An 18,896-nucleotide genomic window follows, 5' to 3' on the forward strand; every position below is an offset into this window, starting at 1 on the left:
CCAAAAAACTGCTGGCGGGGGCTGATTTTACGTTTTATATGAACCTTACCGGCGCCATTCGGGAAAGGGGATTACCCGCCTGTTGGCGCCGTTTCCAACGGTGCGGGGCGTTTGGCCCTTTGCACTGCGGCAAAGGAAGGGGCCCGGCCCCGTTTGACGGTAAGGATTGGTTCCATGGCGACGCAGAAGATGCTGGGCTTTGTTCACACCGACCAGCGTATGCCCGAAAAGCGCGGGGCGGAAATCCGTCGCCAGGATTTCAACGAGATTTATGCCCGCTTCACCGACAAGGGCGCGGTCGAACAGGCTAACCGCTGCTCGCAGTGCGGCGTGCCCTTCTGCCAAGTGCATTGCCCCGTCTCCAACAACATCCCCGACTGGCTGAAGCTGACGGCCGAGGGGCGCTTGGAAGAGGCGTATGAGCTGTCGCAGGCCACCAACAACCTGCCCGAAATCTGTGGCCGCATCTGCCCGCAGGACCGCCTGTGCGAAGGCAACTGCACGATTGAGCAGTCGACCCACGGCACGGTCACCATCGGGGCCGTGGAGAAGTATATCACCGACACGGCCTTCGATAATGGCTGGGTCAAGCCCATCGTGCCGCGGATGGAGCGCGAACAGTCGGTCGCCATCATCGGTGCCGGCCCCGCCGGTCTGGCCGCTGCCGACCAGCTGCGCAAGAAGGGCTATCAGGTCCATGTCTATGACCGGTATGACCGGGTCGGCGGCCTGCTGATGTATGGCATTCCGGGCTTCAAGCTGGAAAAGGATGTGGTCATCCGCCGCTGGAAGCTGCTGGAGGAAGGCGGCGTCAAGTTCCATCTGGGTGTAGAGATCGGTCGCAATACCGACATGCGGACCCTGCGCGCCCAGCATGACGCGGTGCTGATCGCCACGGGCGTTTACAAGGCCCGCGACCTGGGCGGCCCCGGTTCCGGCCTGGACGGCATCGTTCCGGCGCTGGATTACCTGACGGCCAGCAACCGCAAGAGCCTGGGCGACACGGTCCTGGATTTCGAGACGGGTAAGCTAAACGCCAAGGGCAAGAAGGTCGTCGTCATCGGCGGCGGCGATACCGCCATGGATTGCGTGCGTACCGCCATCCGCCAGGGCGCGATGTCGGTGAAGTGCGTCTATCGCCGCGACCGCAAGAACATGCCCGGTTCCCAGCGCGAAACCGCCAATGCCGAGGAAGAAGGCGTGGAATTCGTCTGGCAGACCGCGCCGGAAGGTTTCACTGGCGACGCGCATGTCACGGGCGTGAAGGCCTTCAAGATGCATATGGGCGTGGCCGATGCCACGGGCCGTCAGACCCCGATGCCTATCGAAGGCTCCAACTTCACGATGGATGCCGATCTGGTGATCAAGGCCCTGGGCTTTGATCCAGAAGATATCCCCAGCCTGTTCGGCGTGCCGGAACTGAAGGTCAGCCGCTGGGGCACGGTGCAGGTGAAGTACGCCACCATGATGACCAACCTGGACGGCGTCTTCGCCGCCGGCGACATCGTGCGCGGCGCCTCCCTGGTCGTCTGGGGCATCAAGGATGGCCGCGACGCCGCGGTGGGCATCCACAACTACATCCAGGCCAAGATCGCCCAGGGCGTGGCGGTGGCGGCGGAGTGAGGGATGCCGACCGTCGCATGGATCATGGGCTTCGCCATCGTTTTCTTCTACGATGACCATGGTGAACCCCACTTTCACATCAGAGGTAGAGGTACCACCGCCAAGATAATGCTGGCGGATCTGTCTCTGGCGGAAGTGAAGGGAGAACTGACGACCCGCGAATTGCGGGAGATTCGGACATGGGCGCGCCGCCATTTGCCGGCCCTTTATCAGGCCTGGACGAATGCGCGCGCACAGCAGCCGATCCCGACGATCAAGGAGTGAGGCCATGTACTGGATTGAAGAGGCGACGGCCAATCCCGACTTCACCGTGACCATCCGCTGGAAACACGGCGCCATATCGACGGTGGATTTCAAAGGGAACATCGAGAAGGGAGGCGTCTGTACAGTCATGGCTGACCCAGCCTTCTTCACCACGAAAATGTATGTGGGTGGGGATGGCTATTATCTGGGTTGGCCGGAGGAGATTGACTTCAGCGCCGATAGCCTTTGGTACCGCACCCATCCTGAAGACCTGAAGCGCGACTATCCCGACGCTGCCGCCGAGTAACCCTGAGACACAAGAAAGACCCGACCGCACCATGCTCCGCCTCTACGACAACCTCTCCTCCGGGAACGGCTATAAGTGCCGCTGGCTGCTGACGCAGCTTGGCCTCCCGTTTGAGCGGGTGGAGATGGATATTGATGCGGGTGAGACGCGGACAGAGGCGTTCCTGGCGTTGAACCCCAACGGGCGCATCCCGCTTCTGCGGCTTTCGTCCGGTGATTTTCTGGGCGAAAGCAATGCCATCCTGCGCTGGCTGGCCGAGGACACGACCTTCTGGCCGGATAACCGCCGGGACAAGGCCGCCGTCCTGCAATGGCTGTTCTGGGAACAGTATAGCCACGAGCCGAATATCGCGACGGCGCGGTTCTGGATCACCCACAAGGTGGCGATGGACCCCGAACGCATCCATGCCCTGATCGTGAAGCGCGAGCAGGGGCATGCCGCCCTGCGCCTGATGGAACGCCACCTGACGGGCCGTGACTGGTTCGTCGGGCAGGGCGCCACCATCGCCGACATCGCACTCTACGCCTACACCCATGTGGCGGAGGAGGGTGGGTTCGACCTTGCCCCCTATCCCGCCATTCGCGACTGGCTGGACCGGTTTGCCGCCCAGCCGAACCACATCAAGATCACAGACGCCGTGGGCACGCCCGTGTCCCTGGCCGATGCGCTGACTTCTGAACAGAGGGCCTGACCATGACCGACGCCACCATCAACGCCGGTGAGATTTTCGCGGCGGAATACACCGCCAACAAGGCCCTGCTGGATACCACCGCCTTTGTCGATACCGAACAGCACGACGCCTGCGGCGTCGGCTTTGTGGCCGCCATCGATGGCAAGCCCCGGCGCGAAGTGGTGGAAAAGGCCGTGGAGGCGCTGAGGGCGCTCTGGCACCGTGGTGCGGTCGATGCCGACGGCAAGACGGGCGACGGAGCCGGCATCCATGTGCAGCTGCCGCAAGCTTTCTTCCGGGAGGTGGTGGTCCGTACCGGTCACCCGGAGCCCAAGGGCCTGATCGCCGTTGGCCAGGTCTTCCTGCCGCGTACCGACCTGTCGGCGCAGGAACGCTGTCGCGCCATTGTCGAGACGGAAATCCTGAACTGGGGTTACACCATCTATGGCTGGCGCCAGGTGCCCATCGACATTTCGATCATCGGCGAGAAGGCCAACGCCACGCGGCCCGAGATCGAACAGATCATGGTCGGCAATGACGGCACCGTCTCGGACGAGCAGTTCGAGCGCGACCTGTACATCATCCGCCGCCGCATCGAAAAGGCGGTGGCCGGTGAACAGATCGGCGGCTTCTATATCTGCACCCTGTCGGCCCGCTCCATCATCTACAAGGGCATGTTCCTGGCCGAACAGCTGACCGCCTTCTACCCGGACCTGCTGGATGCGCGGTTTGAGAGCAATTTCGCCGTCTATCACCAGCGCTATTCCACCAACACCTTCCCGACTTGGCAGCTGGCCCAGCCCTTCCGCACGCTGGCCCATAATGGCGAGATCAATACCCTGCGCGGCAACGTCAACTGGATGAAGGCGCATGAAACGCGCATGTATTCCGAGGCGTTTGGCGCGCATGTGGAGGATCTGAAGCCCGTCATCCAGGTCGGCTCGTCGGACAGTGGTGCCCTGGATGCCGTGTTCGAACTGATGCTGATGTCGGGCCGTTCCGCGCCCATGGTGAAGACCATGCTGGTGCCGGAAGCCTGGTCGAACAAGGAAGTGATGCCGCAGGCCCACCGCGACCTGTACAGCTACGCCAATGCCGTGATGGAGCCGTGGGACGGCCCGGCGGCGCTGGCCATCTATGATGGTCGCTGGGTTGTGGGTGGTGTGGACCGTAACGGCCTGCGTCCGCTGCGCTATGTCATTACCGGCGACGGGTTGATCATCGGCGGGTCGGAGACCGGCATGGTCAAGATCAATGAACAGGCCGTGGTCGAGAAGGGCCGCCTGGGTCCGGGGCAGATGATTGCCGTCGACCTGAAGGAAGGCAAGCTGTTCCACGACCGAGAGATCAAGGACAATCTGGCCTCCGGCCGTCCCTATGGCCAATGGATCGGTGAGATCACGGTCCTGGACGATCTGGTCAAGAAGGCCCCGGTGGAGCCGGCGGAACTGTCCAAGGACGAGCTGCGCCGCCGTCAGCTGGCCTATGGCATCACCATGGAGGATCTGGAACTGATCCTGCAGCCCATGGTCGACGACGCCAAGGAAGCCGTCGGGTCGATGGGTGATGACAGCCCCATTGCCGTGCTGTCCGACAAGTATCGCGGCCTGCACCATTATTTCCGCCAGAACTTCGCCCAGGTTACCAACCCGCCCATCGATAGCCTGCGCGAAACCCGCGTCATGTCGCTGAAGACGCGCCTGGGCAACCTGGGCAACATCCTGGACGAGGATTCGACCCAGTGCCGCCTGTTGCAGCTGGAAAGCCCCGTGCTGACCAGTGCCGAGTTCCGCGCCATGCGCAAGTACATGGGCGCCACGGCGGCGGAGATCGACTGCACGTTTGAGCCGGCATCCGGTCCCAACGCCCTGCGTGACGGTCTGCGCCGTATCCGCCAGGAGGCGGAGGATGCGGTACGTGGCGGCGCCACCCATGTCATCCTGACGGATGAGGCGATGACGGCCAACCGCGCGCCGATGCCAATGATCCTGGCAACCGGTGCCGTCCACACCCATCTGATCCGTCAGCAGCTGCGCACCTTCACCTCGCTGAATGTGAGGTCGGGCGAATGCCTGGACGTGCATTATTTCGCGGTGCTGATCGGCGTCGGTGCCACGACGGTGAACGCCTATATCGCCCAGGAAGCCATCGCCGACCGCCACCGCCGTGGCCTCTTCGGCGCGATGAGCCTGGAGGAATGCCTGAAGCGCTACAAGAAGGCCATCAATGACGGTCTGCTGAAGGTCATGTCCAAGATGGGCATCTCCATCATCAGCTCCTATCGCGGTGGCCTGAATTTTGAGGCCATTGGCCTGTCGCGCTCGCTGGCTGCCGAATACTTCCCCGGTCTGCCGTCCCGCATCTCCGGTCTGGGCCTGAACGGCATCCAGGAAGAAGTCGTGGGCCAGCACAAGATCGCCTATGACGAGGATGTGGTGGCCCTGCCGGTGGGCGGTTTCTACCGCTTCCGTAAGGGCGGTGACCGTCACGCCTGGGAAGGTGGCCTGATCCACCTGATGCAGACGGCGGTGGGCACCGACAGCTTCTCCACCTTCAAGAAATACTCCGAGGCGCTGCACAAGCGTCCGCCCATCAACCTGCGCGACCTGCTGGATTTCAAGCCGGCGGAAAAGTCGGTGCCGGTGGATGAGGTGGAAAGCATCACCTCCCTGCGCAAGCGTTTCATCACGCCGGGCATGTCGCTGGGCGCCCTGTCGCCGGAGGCGCATGGCACGCTGAACGTCGCCATGAACCGTATCGGCGCCCGCTCGGTCAGCGGGGAGGGTGGTGAGGACCCGGCGCGTTTCAAGCCAGACGCCAATGGCGACAACTGGAACAGCGCCATCAAGCAGGTGGCCTCCGGCCGCTTTGGCGTGACGGCGGAATATCTGAACCAGTGCCGCGAGATTGAGATCAAGGTGGCGCAGGGTGCCAAGCCCGGTGAAGGCGGGCAGTTGCCCGGCTTCAAGGTCACCGAGCTGATCGCCAAGCTGCGCCATTCCACGCCGGGCGTCATGCTGATCAGCCCGCCGCCGCACCATGACATATACTCGATCGAAGATCTGGCGCAGCTGATCTATGACCTGAAGCAGATCAACCCCACCGCCAAGGTCTGCGTGAAGCTGGTGTCGCGGTCCGGCATCGGCACCATCGCCGCCGGTGTGGCCAAGGCCGGTGCGGACATCATCCTGGTCGCCGGCCATAATGGCGGCACCGGTGCCTCGCCGCAGACCTCGGTCAAGTATGCCGGCGTGCCGTGGGAAATGGGCCTGTCGGAAGTGCAGCAGGTGCTGACGCTGAACCGTCTGCGCCACCGCGTGACCCTGCGCACCGATGGCGGCCTGAAGACCGGTCGTGACATCGTGATGGCCGCCATGCTGGGTGCCGAGGAGTTTGGCATCGGCACGGCGGCCCTGGTCGCCATGGGCTGCATCATGGTCCGCCAGTGCCATTCCAACACCTGCCCCGTCGGTGTCTGCGTGCAGGACGAAGACCTGCGCAAGAAGTTCACAGGCACGCCGGAAAAGGTCGTCAACCTGTTCAGCTTCATCGCCGAGGAAGTGCGCGAGATCCTGGCGAACCTGGGCTTCCGCGAGCTGCGCGAAGTGGTGGGCCGTTCCGACCTGCTGCATCAGGTCAGCCGTGGTGCCGCCCATCTGGACGATCTGGACCTGAACCCGCTGCTGTCGGTGGCCGATCCGGGCGAATATGCCCGCTACTGCACGCTGGAAGGCCGCAACGAGGTGCCGGACACGCTGGACGCCCAGATGATCAAGGACGCCAAGGCCTTGTTTGAAGTGGGTGAGAAGACCCAGATGCAGTATCACGCCCAGAACACGCACCGCGCCATCGGCACGGCTTTGTCGGGCATGATCACCCGCAAGTTCGGCATGAAGGGCCTGCAACCCGGCCACGCCACCGTCCGCCTGCGCGGCTCGGCGGGTCAGTCGCTGGGTGCCTTCGCGGTGCAGGGTCTGAAGCTGGAAGTGTTCGGCGATGCCAATGACTATGTCGGCAAGGGCCTGTCGGGCGGCACCATCGTGGTGCGTCCGCTGACGGCCAGCCCGTTGAAAACCAACGAAAACACGATCATCGGCAATACCGTTCTGTACGGTGCCACGGCGGGTAAGCTGTTCGCAGCGGGCCAGGCTGGTGAGCGTTTCGCGGTGCGCAATTCCGGCGCCACGGTTGTGGTCGAAGGCTGCGGCTCCAACGGCTGCGAGTATATGACGGGCGGTCTGGCCGCCATCCTGGGCAAGGTCGGGGACAATTTCGGCGCCGGCATGACGGGTGGCATGGCCTATGTCTATGACGAGGAAGGCCAGTTCCCGCTGTTCGTGAACCCGGAAAGCGTTATCTGGCAGCGTCTGGAAGTCCCGCATTACGAGGATCAGCTGAAGGCCCTGATCCAGGAACATATCGACGAGACGGGCAGCCGCTGGGCCGCCCAGCTCTTGAACGATTGGGAACTGGTGCGGGGCAAGTTCTGGCAGGTGGTCCCGAAGGAGATGCTGAACCGGCTACCGATCCCTGTTACGGCACCGGAACGACTGAGCGCAGAGTAAGACCAAGTAAGGATAGGGGGCCGAAAGGCCCCCTTTTCTTTTGGGTGCGCGACTCGGGAAGCGAGGCATTCTGCGGCTTGCGAGTCGCAAGGGCGAATCGCCAGTCGAATCTATCCTTACTTGGGGTGCGGCGGGAGTCGGTAAGGGATGGGCGGCCTGTCGTGTCCGGTTAACCCGGACAATCAACACCACGTTTGTCGTCAATATAGCTGGTCGTCCGGCGTGATCGGAAGTTGCGATGGGCCGCCGCCATCTCCGGCGTGAAGCTAGGGCCATATCCGGGGTCGGGTGTCCGCGTGCAGGCAGCGATACGAAGTCGATCAGGGGCGATCCCCATGCCGATCAAGATATCCCGAACCCTTCCAGCCCGGCGTAAGGCCAGATTGGCGCCATCGCTGCCGTCATCGTCACCGCTGTAGCCGATAACAACAAGTTTCAAGTCCGGGTACGACAAGAGCATGGAGCCTTGCCAGCCCAAGCGTTCCTCGAACTTTGTGTCCGGAAGTGCTTCTATCCCACCGGGCTTGAAGAAGATATCCGCGCCGATCAGTTCCAGGCAGCGTTCGCTAGAGTATCCACAATTCGCACTTTCAGGTGGATCGCCCATCAGCACGGGACGCTTCTCTGGCGCTGCTATGGCGGACATTGTCAATGTTGCAAACAGAAACACTGATGGCTGCCAATACCGTCCCATCCCCTGTCCGCTCCCCCAAACGCAAAACCGGCGCCCCGTTGCCGGGACGCCGGTTTCACCACTCTTATACCAAGCCCAAACCCTTACGCGGCATTCACCTGTTCGGTCTGGGCCAGCAGCGCGTAAAGGGCATCGCCCGATTCCGCGCCGCGCAGCTTGTCACAGAGTACCGGGTCCCGCAGCGCGCGTGACACACGTGCCAGGGCCTTCAGGTGGTCGGCGCCAGCCCCTTCCGGGGCCAGCAGCAGGCAGATCAAATCCACCGGCTGTTCGTCGATCGCCTCGAAATCGACCGGCTTTTCCAGCCGGGCGAAAATGGCCATGACACCGGTCAGGCCCGGCAGCTTGCCATGCGGGATACCGATGCCGCGCCCCACGCCCGTGGTACCCAGGCGTTCACGTTCCACCAGCACGTCGAAAATTGCCCGTTCATGCTGGCCGGTCAGGTCGGCCGCCTTCTTCGCCAGTTCCTGAAGGACCTGCTTTTTGGAGCCGGCCTTCAGGTTCGGGAGGATCGCCTCCGGCGTCAAGAGATCATTCATCGCTGCCGAAGGGGTCTGGAATGAAGGGGATACGGAACGTAGGGACAGAGCCATGGGGTACGCATCACCTTACTGTTTCACCGACCCGGCCGCCCCGGCAGGGTCCACCCAGCCGATGTTACCATCGGGCCGGCGATAGATCATGTTCAACCCGCCATGGGCGCGGTTGCGGAACATCAATGCAGGCAGCTCGCCAAGGTCCATGCGCATCACGGCGTCACTGACCGTCAGCATTTCGATGGAAGTTTCCATCTCCGCGACGACCACGCCGTGATGCCCGTTCCCTTCCGGAGCCGGCGCTTCATCCGCCGCATAATCGTCGGAATCCGTCTCCGCTTCAAGGATGTACTTGCGGGCGGCCTGAACGGGCAGCTGGTTCAGCGTGGTCCGTTCATGATGATCCTTCAAACGACGCTTGTAACGGCGCAGACGCTTGGCCACGCGGTCGGCGGCCTCGTCGAAGGCGGGATAGGGTTCCGTGGCTTCGGCGTTCGACTGCAACAGAATCCCGCGACCGACATGCACCTGGATATCGGCCTTGTACAGATGCGCATCCTTCGAGAGGATGACGGTCGCCTCCATAGGGTTTCCGAAGTATTTTCCGACCATCGATGCCAGCTGATCCTTCACATGGGTCCGCAGTGCATCGCCCACATCCAGTTGCTTGCCTTTGACGGTAACTTGCATATTCGACCTGTCGTTTCAGGGCGCATGGCCTGACCCGAAGGAACCGTCATCCAGGAACCGGCATCCAGACCGGGAGTCCCAGGATGGGTATTCCTTCAGCGGCCAGCGCAGGGGTTACAACCCAAGGGCCTTTTCCCGACGGCGCTGGACTGAAGAAGGGATCTTCATGCCTTCACGATACTTCGCCACCGTCCGGCGTGCAATGTCGATCCCATCGGCACGCAGGATTTCCACGATTTTATCATCGGACAGGGTGTCATCTGCCTTCTCCGCATCGATCAGGGCCTTGATGCGATAACGCACAGCCTCTGCCGAATGGGCCGCTTGGCCGTCGGCACCTTGGATGGCGGACGTGAAGAAGTATTTAAGTTCGAAGACCCCACGCGGGGAGGACAGGAACTTATTGGTGGTAACCCGGCTGACGGTGCTTTCATGCATGCCGATGGCTTCTGCAATATCGCGCAGAATCAGGGGCTTCATGAATTGCAGGCCGTGCAGGAAGAAGGCGTCCTGCTGACGCACGATCTCGGTCGCCACCTTCAGGATGGTGTTGGCCCGCTGATGCAGGCTTTTGACCAGCCAGCTCGCCGACTGGAACTGTTCGGCGATATATTCCTTGTCGGCCTTGCTGCGGGCACCCGTGGTCACGCGGCTGTGATAGCGCTGGTTGACCAGCACGCGGGGCAGCGTTTCGGTATTCAACTCCACGATCCAGCCGCCGCCGGGACTGGCGCGCATCAGGATGTCGGGCACGACGGTCTGAACAGGCTCGAAATCAAAGGCCAGCGCCGGCTTGGGGTTCAGCGCCTTGATCTCTGCTACCATGTCCGACATATCTTCGGCGTCGCAGCCGCAGACCTTCAGCAATTGCTGAAGATTGCGCGCCGCCAGCAGGGGCAGATTGGCCAGCAGCGCCTGCATGCAGGGGTCCAGACGGTTCTTCTCCCGCAACTGGTTGCCCAAACATTCGGCCAGAGTGCGGGCGAAAATGCCGGCGGGGTCGAAGCGCTGCATGCGCAGCAGCACCGTTTCCACCTGCTCCAACCCGCAACCCAGTTGGACCGCCACTTCCTCAAGGTTGCCGGTAAAATACCCGGCCTCGTCCAGATGATCCAGCAGGGCGTAGGCGACCAGCCGGTCCAGCCGGTCTGGAAAATCCATCGTAATCTGTTCTTCCAGATGGTCGCGCAGCTTCGGCCGCTCTGTCAGGGTCGCCTCAAACCCCTCGCCATCATCATCGAATCCGCCCGACCGGGATGACCAGTCGCCAAACTGCTCCCCCGACCCCAGCCCCGCACTGTCCATGTCGGCGGCGGAACTGTTGGTGTAGACATTTTCGAAATCGGTATCGAGCGGGGCATCGTTGGACCCGGCCATCCGGTCGGACGTGGCCAGTTCCACCGTGTCGGCCACCCGGCTTTCATTCACGGGGGCGGGCGCTTCCTCCCGGTCGACACCCGTGGTGGGCGCGTCGTTCCAGCCCGCGCCATCATCGCGTTCCAGCAGCGGATTGCGTTCCAGTTCCTGGTCCACATAGTCGGCAAGCTCCAGGTTCGACAGCTGAAGAAGCTTGATCGCCTGCTGAAGCTGCGGCGTCATCACCAGCGACTGTGCCTGGCGTATATCGAGCCGTTGCTGGAGCGCCATTCTTGCCGGAAAACCTGTTCTGACGGGCTTATATCTGCCGGTTGCACCAATGCCGGTTCAAAGGCCCGACGGTGGTGATCCTTGAAACGCCGCTGCCATCATCCCTGACGGCCACTCGGCTGGCATACCCCCGTCGGCTGTCCCCAGCGAGGCCCAAGGTACGATGCAAGACGCATGCCCGCAACAGTTAGGCCCGGCGAGGTCGAAAATTATTCCATTGATTTCTGCGGCGAATTGGGGCCGCGCCATTAAGGCCCCGTCCCCTTATGGCTAACTGGCCGCAATGGCTACAAGCTGAACCGTTCGCCCAGATAGACCCGGCGCACATCCTTGTTCGCGACAATCTGCGACGGGGCACCCTCCATCAGGACGACGCCGTCATGCAGGATGTAGGCGCGGTCCACGATATCCAGCGTCTCGCGCACATTATGATCGGTGATCAGCACGCCGATGCCGCGTTCGCGCAGATGGCCGACCAGTTCGCGGATTTCGTTCACGGCGATGGGGTCTACGCCCGCGAACGGTTCGTCCAGCAGGATGAAATGCGGCTGGCTGGCCAGCGCGCGGGCGATTTCCGCGCGCCGCCGCTCACCGCCCGACAGGGCCAGGGCCGGTGTACGGCGCAGATGGGTGATGGAGAACTCGGCCAGCAGTTCGTCCAGCCGCTGCTCGCGGATATCGCGGTCGGGCTCCACCACCTCCAGAACGGCGCGGATATTGTTCTCCACGCTCAGGCCCCGGAAAATGCTGGCTTCCTGCGGCAGATAGCCGATGCCCAGCCGCGCGCGGCGATACATGGGCAGCGAGGTGACGTCAATCCCGTCCAGGGTGATGCTGCCATGGTCAGGCAGGATCAGGCCGGTAATGATGTAGAAGCAGGTGGTCTTGCCGGCCCCGTTGGGTCCCAGAAGCCCCACCGCCTCGCCCCGGTTCACCGACAGCGAGATGTCGCGCAGGACGGGCCGGCCCTTGTAGGCCTTGCCGATGCGTGATGCCACAAGGCCCGTATTGTCGGCGATCAGGCGGGGGCCTGTCGCGGACTTGTCCTGGGTCGGCTGGGTCATGGCTTCTCGCTCCCCTTGGGGTTGGCGGGCGGACTGGGCTGCTGTGGCAGCCCGCCTTCGCCCTGCCGGTTGGGAATGAACAGACCCTTTACACGCTCGCCTGTGGCGGGGGCGGTCGCTTGCGGGGCGGTACCCGGCGTACGGGATAGAATACGGCTGACACCGGACTTCAGGTCAACCTCTGCCGCAGGGCCGTTCAGCTGATTTTGGCCGCGCGTGACGCGGACATTGCCGGTCAGCAGCGCACGCTCGCTGTCCAGGTCATAGGTGCCCTTGTCGCCGCGCGCCGTTTCCGTCTTCGTGGTGATGACCACGCTGCCATCGGCATCGACCCGCGACAGGCCCAGCTTGTCGCCGGCACCGCGCGATAGCAGCGCCACCAGACGGTCGGCGCGGATCCGGTCCTGCGGGCGGGCGGCCAGGGCGTCGCCCCGCGCCACGGCCAGTTCCTGCTCGCGCCAATATTCCAGACTGTCGCGGGCCGTCACCGTCTCTGTTGCGGTGGTCAGGCGCAGGCCCTCGCCCGTCAGCACGGCCACCGACTTGTCCAGGTCATAGATGGCGCGCGACCCGTGGGCCGTGCGGTCGTTATTCTTCAGCTGCACATTGCCTTCGGCCAGCAGGCGATAGACCTCGTTCCCGCCATCCTTGGTCTTACGGAAATAGGCGGCCAGCGTGTCGGCGGTCAGGACCATGTCGCCCTGCGTGGCCGTGGCCCCGCCGCGCGCGATGGCGACCTGCAACTTGTCGTGATATTCGAACCCGGCGGGGGCATCGACCTCAATCGGCTTCGATCCGCCAATCTCCAGCGAGGGGGTGGCGGTGGCGGGTGCGTCCGATACCGGTGCCTGCTGCGCCAGACCGGTGCCGGTGGCCAGCGCCAAACCCAGCGCCAACGGTGCCAGACGGCGGCCCCACCCGATATTCACCCGCATCACAGACTTCATGGTGCCGTTGCCCTCGGCTTGTCATTCGTTTGGGCCGTCTGGCCCGACCCCGCCCCAAAGGCCCGCAGCCGCGCATGGCCGGTGAAGACCAGTACGTCGCCATCCTGCAGGACGCGAAAGCCACCAGCCTCCACCGTCCCCATCGGCCCCTGGCCCTCCACGGGCCTGTTGCCCCAGGCGATACCCTTCTTCACGTCCAGTATGGCCTCTTGTGTGCGCAACTCATAGCCTGACCCGTGATAGAAGCTGACCGGGCCTTGCAGGGACAGAACCTGCTTGTCCTGATCATAGGCGCCCTTGGCCGCTGTCATGGACAACCAGGCCCCGCGCTTCAGGGTGATATCGGCCTGTGGCACCGTCAAATCCACGCTGGACCGGCCCCCACCCTGCTGGGCAGCGCGTTCGGCGCGGATTTCAAAGGGCTGATCGCCCTTGTCGGTGCCCAGATAGCGGGCCTGGGTCAGTTCCAGGTCGCCTTGCGCCGGGCCGGGGTTGGACTTGTCCGACGATCCGCCGAACAGCGGCCAGATGAAGATGGTCAGCAGCACCACACCCGCCACCGCCGGAAGGGCCACCCGCGCCACCCGGACCGCCTTGCTGTGCGCAAACGGGTCGCGTCCGCCGCCTGCCGGCAGGCGCGGCGCGGTGGGCCGGTTGGACGGGGCGGGGGCGGTGGCCATGGGTGGGGAAGGGTCCTTGCGGATGTTCGGGTGTCAGGGGCGCAGCAGATGACAGAACAGGACGGCAATTCTGTGACGGACCGCACAGGGCCGGCCCGCCATGCCGTGCGTGCGCAGCTCAATGGGTGGAGCGCGCCGGGCTTAGTGCGAGAAGATGTCCGGCTCTTCCCAGCCCAGCAGGTCCAGCTTGCCGCGTGCCGGCAGGAAGGCGAAGCACGCCTCCGCCAGTTCGCGCCGGCCCTCACGCTCCAGAAGCGCGTCAAGCTTTTCCTTGATCTGGTGCAGGTACAGAACGTCGGATGCGGCGTATTTCAGCTGTTCCTCATTCAGGTCCGAGGCACCCCAGTCGCTGGACTGCTGCTGCTTGGACAGCTCGATCCCCGTCATCTCCTTGCACAGATCCTTCAACCCGTGCCGGTCGGTGGAGGTGCGGACCAGCTTTGAGGTGATCTTGGTGCAATAGATGGGGGCGCAGGTGATGCCCAGCGCCTTGTACAGCACGGCGACATCGAAGCGCGCGAAATGGAACAGCTTCAGGACCGAAGGGTCTTCCATCAGGCGCTTCAGGTTGGGGGCCAGGGTCTGGCCCTTACGGATTTGCACCAGATGGGCATTGCCATCGCCAGACGACAGTTGCACCAGGCACAGCCGGTCGCGATGCGGGTTCAGGCCCATGGTCTCCGTATCGACGGCGACGACGGGGCCGAGGTCCAGGCCGTCGGGCAGGTCACCATCGTAAAGGGAGATCTGGGCCATGAGCTGCGTTCCTTGCTGGCAGAAATGATGTGCGCACTTCCCCTTATCGGTTGCCGGACCGTTCATCGCAAGGGGCGATGCCGCAAGGGTCCGATGCCGAGGAGAAGGGAAGGGCCAAAAACGCTTAAGGCCGCCGGAGTTGCCGGCGGCCTTAAGAGCGTTAATGCGGATGGTGCCCAGAAGAAGACTCGAACTTCCACACCTTGCGGTACAGGTACCTGAAACCTGCGCGTCTACCAATTCCGCCATCTGGGCGTATCCGAACCGCGCTTTCCGTTGTTGCCAATGGGCGGCGCGTCGTGGAGCGGCTGTATAAAGGGGGGCTTTACGGGCGTCAACAGGTTTGTTGATTTTTTTCGACGCTATTTCTGACGCGCTGCGATCGGCCCAGAAACGCTTAAGGCCGCCGGGATTAACCGGCGGCCTTAAATGCGTTACATCGGAATGGTGCCCAGAAGAAGACTCGAACTTCCACACCTTGCGGTACAGGTACCTGAAACCTGCGCGTCTACCAATTCCGCCATCTGGGCGTTTTCCGAACCGCGCTTTCCATCGTTGCCGGTGGGCGGCGCGTCGTGGAGCGGGTGTATAATGACCGCCGCCGGTGCCGTCAACAGATGTTTTTCATGATCGCCCGACTTTTTATGCAGGGCCCCTGAACCATATCCAAATCATACGCTTAAAGGTGGGGGAGGGGGCGATGTCCGCATCCTTGGGTACGGTGGTGGTTTTCGGCGGCTCCGGTTTCATCGGGCGGCAGGTGGTGAAACGGCTGGCGCAGGCTGGCGCGCGGGTCATCGTGCCATCGCGTCATCCGGGCCTGCTGTCCTGGATGAAGGTGGCGGGCGATGTCGGGCAGGTGCTGCCCATCGCCACCGACACGCGTGATGATGCATCCGTGGCCGCCGCCGTGACGGGGGCCGATGCCGTCATCAACCTGATCGGTATCCTGGCCCCTTCGGGCGGGGACAGTTTCGATGGTGTGCAGCATCAGGCGGCAAGCCGCATTGCGCGCGCCGCCGCTGCTGCCGGTGCCCGCCGCTTCGTGCAGATATCGGCCATCGGGGCCGATGCGGCCTCGCCATCGGCCTATGCGCGCAGCAAGGCGGCGGGGGAGGCGGCGGTACGGGCCGCCATGCCGGGGGCCGTGATCCTGCGCCCCTCCATCGTGTTCGGACCGGGCGATGGCTTCTTCAACCGCTTTGGACAGATGGCCAAGGTCCTGCCCTTCCTGCCGCTGATCGGCGGTGGCCATACCCGATTCCAGCCCGTCTATGTCGGCGATGTCGCCGATGCGGTCATGGTCGCCCTGACCGATCCGGCCTGTGCGGGCAGGACCTATGAGCTGGGGGGGCCGCGTGCCTACAGCTTCAAGGAACTGCTGGATTACATCCGGCGTCAGGCGGGCGTGCCCCATCGCGGCCTGCTGACCCTGCCTTTCCCCGTGGCCATGCTACAGGCCTTTTTCATGGAAATGCTGCCGGGCAAGCCGCTGACGCGCGATCAGGTGACGCTGCTGCGCCGGGACAATGTCGTCTCCGGCACCCTGCCGGGATTGACCGATCTGGGGATCACGCCCAAGGCTGTGGAACTGGTCGTGCCGACCTATCTGCGCTGACCGGGGGGCACGGACTTGTGAAAATGCGTTGGCCGCAGACCGATTTCCATTGATCGGGGGGGAGAGGCACCCAATATAGAGCTTCAGTACTCAACAGCCCCTGTCGAGGATACATCGATGGTAAACGGACCCTATAATCCGTATGCGGCGGGCAGTCGGACCATGGACCAGGCGTCGTTCGACGCAGGTCTGCGTACCCATATGCTGCGCGTCTATAATTACATGTGCTTGGCGTTGGCAATCACCGGCGGCGTGGCTTTCCTGGGTTCGCAGAGCGAAGCCCTGGTTGCCATGATCTTCGGTACGCCTTTGAAGTGGGTGGTCATGCTGGCCCCGCTCGCCTTCATCTTCTTCGGCTTCCGGCCTGACCGGATGTCTGCGTCCGCCTTGCGGACCAGCCTGATCGCCTTCAGCGCCCTGATGGGCCTGTCGATGATGTCGATCTTCCTGGTCTATACGGGCGCCAGCATCGCCCGCGTATTCTTCATCACGTCGGCGATGTTCGCAGGCATCAGCCTGTATGGCTACACGACCAAGACCGACCTGTCGAAGATGGGCAGCTTCATGGTGATGGGCCTGATCGGCATCATCATCGCCGGTCTGGTGAACATCTTCCTGGCTTCCAGCGCCTTGCAGTTCGCCATCTCGGTGCTGGGCGTGGTCATCTTCACGGGCCTGACGGCCTGGGACACCCAGCGGATTAAGGAAAGCTATGCTTCCCACTGGGGTGAAGAGTCCAACAGCCGGCTGGCCGTCATGGGTGCCTTGAGCCTTTATCTGAACTTCATCAACCTGTTCCAGTTCCTGCTGTCCTTGATGGGTCAGCGCGACGAATAAGGTTTGATGGGTTCCAGGACCCGGCCTTTTGGAACGCCCGGCGTGGAGATATCCGCGCCGGGCGTTTTCATTTCCGGCCCCGCTGTCTATGATCCCGTCCAGGCGGATGGGGAGCAGGTGGTGACCGGTGTCGAGAACAGTTTGACGGACCTTGCCGACACGCTGGCGCATATTCTTGCCGGCGGAATGGAGGAGCCGATCTTCGACGCCGGTGTCTGGGTGCGGATGGAAGAGCTTGCTGGCACCTGCGGAAAGCTGGTGGCCGCTGGCGCCGACCCGACCCCGTTTGCAGCCGCCCTTGACCGGGTGCCCCGCCATAATGCGCGCGAAGAGACGCTGTACCACCTGCTCCGCGCCATGGCGCTTTGGGATGCCGATGCGGCCACCCGCGTGATCGAGATATTAACCGCCGATCTTGAAAGTGGCCAACCCCGGCACAGCCTGATCCAGGCGGATTACATCCTGCGCGCCATGATCTTTGGCGTCTGGACCAACCGTATCAAGCTGGCGGATCCCGGCGCCCATGACATGGCGATCCGCCGGCTCTGGCACGCCATGCTGAACCAGTACCGTGCCGCCATGCCGGCCCGCGATCCGGTTCCAGCGCATGCTCGTCAGCGGGACCTGATCATCATCACCACAGGACAATTCATCCGGGGTGCGCATCAGCCCAGCACAGACATGCTGGATTTCGTGACCAAGCTGGTGCTGCGCCTGGGCCGGCGGGTGGTGTTGGTCAATACCGCCGACGGCCCGGTGAAGTCCTATTTTCCCTATCTGGGCAATTTCGTCAGCAGCGTCGACCGTGAGCTGGCGGCCGGGACAAAGCTGGTTATCGATGGTTTGCCGATTCCGTTCATCCATCTGCCGCTTGGATTTACCGATCCGCAGATGGCATCTGAGGCCCGCGACCAGATATTGGCGCTGAAGCCAGATCTGGTCCTGTCCTTCGGCACGCTCTGCCCCGTCTCCGACCTGTGCCATGGCCTGCTGGATGTGGTTGCCATCCCCTATGGCAGCTATCTGCCCTTTGCGGAGCCGACATGGCTGGCCCTGCCGCGCCCGCTGAACCCCGGAGAGACGCCGGCCCTGGCGGTGGGCGGGCTGACCCCTGACAGGGTGATCCGCATCGAATATTCCTATGCCCCGCCGCCCGCCATGACGGTGCGGAACAAGGCGGCGCTGGGTCTGGGCGATGACACGATCCTGACCTTGATCATCGGCCTGCGCCTGGCGCGGGAGGTGACGCCGGACTTCGCCGCCGCCCTGGATGCGGCGGTACAGGCCGAACCACGCCTGTTCTTCCTGTTCGTGGGGCAGATGGATAATTACGCCGACCTTGTGGCCCCGCATCCCGCCCTGGCGGCACGATCCCGGTCACAGGGGCATGAAACCGACGTCATGGGCCTGATGGCGGCGGCTGACCTCTATATCAACCCGCCGCGTGGCGGTGGGGGCACATCCGCCGCCTATGCCCTGTCGCGCGGTATTCCGGCCTATAGCCTGAATAGCGGGGATGTGGGTGTGGTGGTGGGACCGGCTTTCCACCTGTCCAGCTACGCCGATTTCGCACCCGCCGCCACGCGATACACCGACGATCCCGACCTGCGTGGTCAGCTTCAGGAAAAGGCCAAGGCCCGGTTCGCGGATATCTCGTCGCGCGAACGCATGCTGCGACAGATCCTGGACGGGGTCAAAGCGATGCGGGCGAAAGGATAAGCGCCGTCTGATCGGGCCAGCAGCGGGCGTTTTCGGCAATGGCATCGGCCCGGTCACAGGATTCTTCCGGGTTGCCGGGGATGAAGATGGCGCGCCCCCGGCTGCCGGTATTCAGTTCCAGCACCAGCCGGTGCCCCGCCCGCTGATCCATGTCCATGATCGTGAAGCAGCCGCCCTGGCCCGCCAGGGTGCGGCACGCCGCTGCCGTGGCCGGTGTCACGCCCAGCACGATGTAGGACAGTTCCACTGGCATGAGGTCTCTTCTCATGACAGTGGAGGGCGGCGACTGCCGACCCG

17 protein-coding genes and 2 tRNA genes are annotated in these 18,896 nt (G+C 63.3%); 8 read left to right on the top strand and 11 right to left on the bottom strand.

Going from position 1 to position 18,896, the window contains the following annotated elements:
* The first annotated feature begins 174 nt into the window (after positions 1 to 174).
* The 5 genes from ACT6Q8_RS01455 to gltB are packed head-to-tail and all read left to right on the top strand — an operon-like array spanning position 175 to position 7,408.
* A complete protein-coding gene (locus tag ACT6Q8_RS01455; RefSeq protein WP_054165881.1) occupies positions 175 to 1,623 on the top strand; it encodes an NAD(P)-dependent oxidoreductase in 1,449 nt (482 codons plus the stop codon).
* A gap of 3 nt (positions 1,624 to 1,626) precedes the next feature.
* Positions 1,627 to 1,887, top strand: a complete 261-nt coding sequence (locus tag ACT6Q8_RS01460; protein WP_054165882.1) for a DUF4160 domain-containing protein — start codon at positions 1,627 to 1,629, stop codon at positions 1,885 to 1,887.
* Positions 1,888 to 1,891: 4 nt separating this feature from the next.
* Entirely contained in the window at positions 1,892 to 2,173 is a 282-nt protein-coding gene (locus ACT6Q8_RS01465; RefSeq protein WP_444735042.1) for a DUF2442 domain-containing protein, read from the top strand.
* A 31-nt stretch (positions 2,174 to 2,204) separates the two neighbouring features.
* A complete protein-coding gene (locus tag ACT6Q8_RS01470) occupies positions 2,205 to 2,864 on the top strand; it encodes a glutathione S-transferase family protein (RefSeq protein ID WP_444735043.1) in 660 nt (219 codons plus the stop codon).
* Between the two features lie 2 nt (positions 2,865 to 2,866).
* Entirely contained in the window at positions 2,867 to 7,408 is a 4,542-nt protein-coding gene (gltB, locus tag ACT6Q8_RS01475) for a glutamate synthase large subunit (RefSeq protein WP_444735044.1), read from the top strand.
* 169 nt (positions 7,409 to 7,577) lie between these two features.
* Here the strand turns inward: gltB and ACT6Q8_RS01480 are convergent, their stop codons facing one another.
* From ACT6Q8_RS01480 to ACT6Q8_RS01525, 10 genes are all read right to left on the bottom strand, one after another.
* The gene (locus ACT6Q8_RS01480) at positions 7,578 to 8,021 is read right to left on the bottom strand and encodes a hypothetical protein (RefSeq protein WP_444735045.1); all 444 of its coding nucleotides are present in this window, start codon (positions 8,019 to 8,021) and stop codon (positions 7,578 to 7,580) included.
* Between the two features lie 164 nt (positions 8,022 to 8,185).
* Positions 8,186 to 8,644, bottom strand: coding sequence for a PTS IIA-like nitrogen regulatory protein PtsN (gene ptsN / locus ACT6Q8_RS01485; RefSeq protein ID WP_054165887.1), 459 nt, complete (start codon positions 8,642 to 8,644; stop codon positions 8,186 to 8,188).
* 69 nt (positions 8,645 to 8,713) lie between these two features.
* Positions 8,714 to 9,331, bottom strand: coding sequence for a ribosome hibernation-promoting factor, HPF/YfiA family (hpf, locus tag ACT6Q8_RS01490; protein ID WP_054165888.1), 618 nt, complete (start codon positions 9,329 to 9,331; stop codon positions 8,714 to 8,716).
* 114 nt (positions 9,332 to 9,445) lie between these two features.
* Positions 9,446 to 10,978 (bottom strand): RNA polymerase factor sigma-54, encoded by a 1,533-nt coding sequence (gene rpoN, locus ACT6Q8_RS01495; protein ID WP_444735046.1) that lies wholly within the window; start codon positions 10,976 to 10,978, stop codon positions 9,446 to 9,448.
* Between the two features lie 287 nt (positions 10,979 to 11,265).
* Positions 11,266 to 12,042 (bottom strand): LPS export ABC transporter ATP-binding protein, encoded by a 777-nt coding sequence (gene lptB, locus ACT6Q8_RS01500; protein ID WP_054165890.1) that lies wholly within the window; start codon positions 12,040 to 12,042, stop codon positions 11,266 to 11,268.
* Complete coding sequence (locus ACT6Q8_RS01505) at positions 12,039 to 12,989, bottom strand: LptA/OstA family protein (RefSeq protein WP_444735047.1); 951 nt, start codon at positions 12,987 to 12,989, stop codon at positions 12,039 to 12,041. The genes lptB and ACT6Q8_RS01505 overlap by 4 nt, the downstream gene beginning before the upstream one ends.
* A complete protein-coding gene (lptC, locus tag ACT6Q8_RS01510) occupies positions 12,986 to 13,669 on the bottom strand; it encodes an LPS export ABC transporter periplasmic protein LptC (RefSeq protein ID WP_054165892.1) in 684 nt (227 codons plus the stop codon). The genes ACT6Q8_RS01505 and lptC overlap by 4 nt, the downstream gene beginning before the upstream one ends.
* A gap of 141 nt (positions 13,670 to 13,810) precedes the next feature.
* Positions 13,811 to 14,425: a ribonuclease D gene (locus ACT6Q8_RS01515; protein WP_444735048.1), complete on the bottom strand. Its 615-nt coding sequence runs from the start codon at positions 14,423 to 14,425 to the stop codon at positions 13,811 to 13,813.
* Positions 14,426 to 14,595: 170 nt separating this feature from the next.
* Positions 14,596 to 14,680, bottom strand: a tRNA-Leu gene (locus ACT6Q8_RS01520).
* A 190-nt stretch (positions 14,681 to 14,870) separates the two neighbouring features.
* Positions 14,871 to 14,955, bottom strand: a tRNA-Leu gene (locus ACT6Q8_RS01525).
* A 170-nt stretch (positions 14,956 to 15,125) separates the two neighbouring features.
* On the opposite strand from ACT6Q8_RS01525, the gene ACT6Q8_RS01530 reads away from it, so the two are divergent.
* From ACT6Q8_RS01530 to ACT6Q8_RS01540, 3 genes are all read left to right on the top strand, one after another.
* Complete coding sequence (locus ACT6Q8_RS01530; RefSeq protein ID WP_444735049.1) at positions 15,126 to 16,043, top strand: complex I NDUFA9 subunit family protein; 918 nt, start codon at positions 15,126 to 15,128, stop codon at positions 16,041 to 16,043.
* A 162-nt stretch (positions 16,044 to 16,205) separates the two neighbouring features.
* Positions 16,206 to 16,880 (top strand): Bax inhibitor-1/YccA family protein, encoded by a 675-nt coding sequence (locus tag ACT6Q8_RS01535; RefSeq protein ID WP_444735050.1) that lies wholly within the window; start codon positions 16,206 to 16,208, stop codon positions 16,878 to 16,880.
* Positions 16,881 to 16,922: 42 nt separating this feature from the next.
* A complete protein-coding gene (locus tag ACT6Q8_RS01540) occupies positions 16,923 to 18,599 on the top strand; it encodes a hypothetical protein (protein ID WP_444739328.1) in 1,677 nt (558 codons plus the stop codon).
* Here ACT6Q8_RS01540 and ACT6Q8_RS01545 read toward each other — a convergent pair.
* The gene (locus ACT6Q8_RS01545; protein WP_444735052.1) at positions 18,574 to 18,852 is read right to left on the bottom strand and encodes a hypothetical protein; all 279 of its coding nucleotides are present in this window, start codon (positions 18,850 to 18,852) and stop codon (positions 18,574 to 18,576) included. The genes ACT6Q8_RS01540 and ACT6Q8_RS01545 overlap by 26 nt on opposite strands.
* Positions 18,853 to 18,896 lie beyond the last annotated feature (44 nt).

It is taken from the genome of Niveispirillum sp., from assembly GCF_052437035.1.
Lineage (GTDB): Bacteria > Pseudomonadota > Alphaproteobacteria > Azospirillales > Azospirillaceae > Niveispirillum.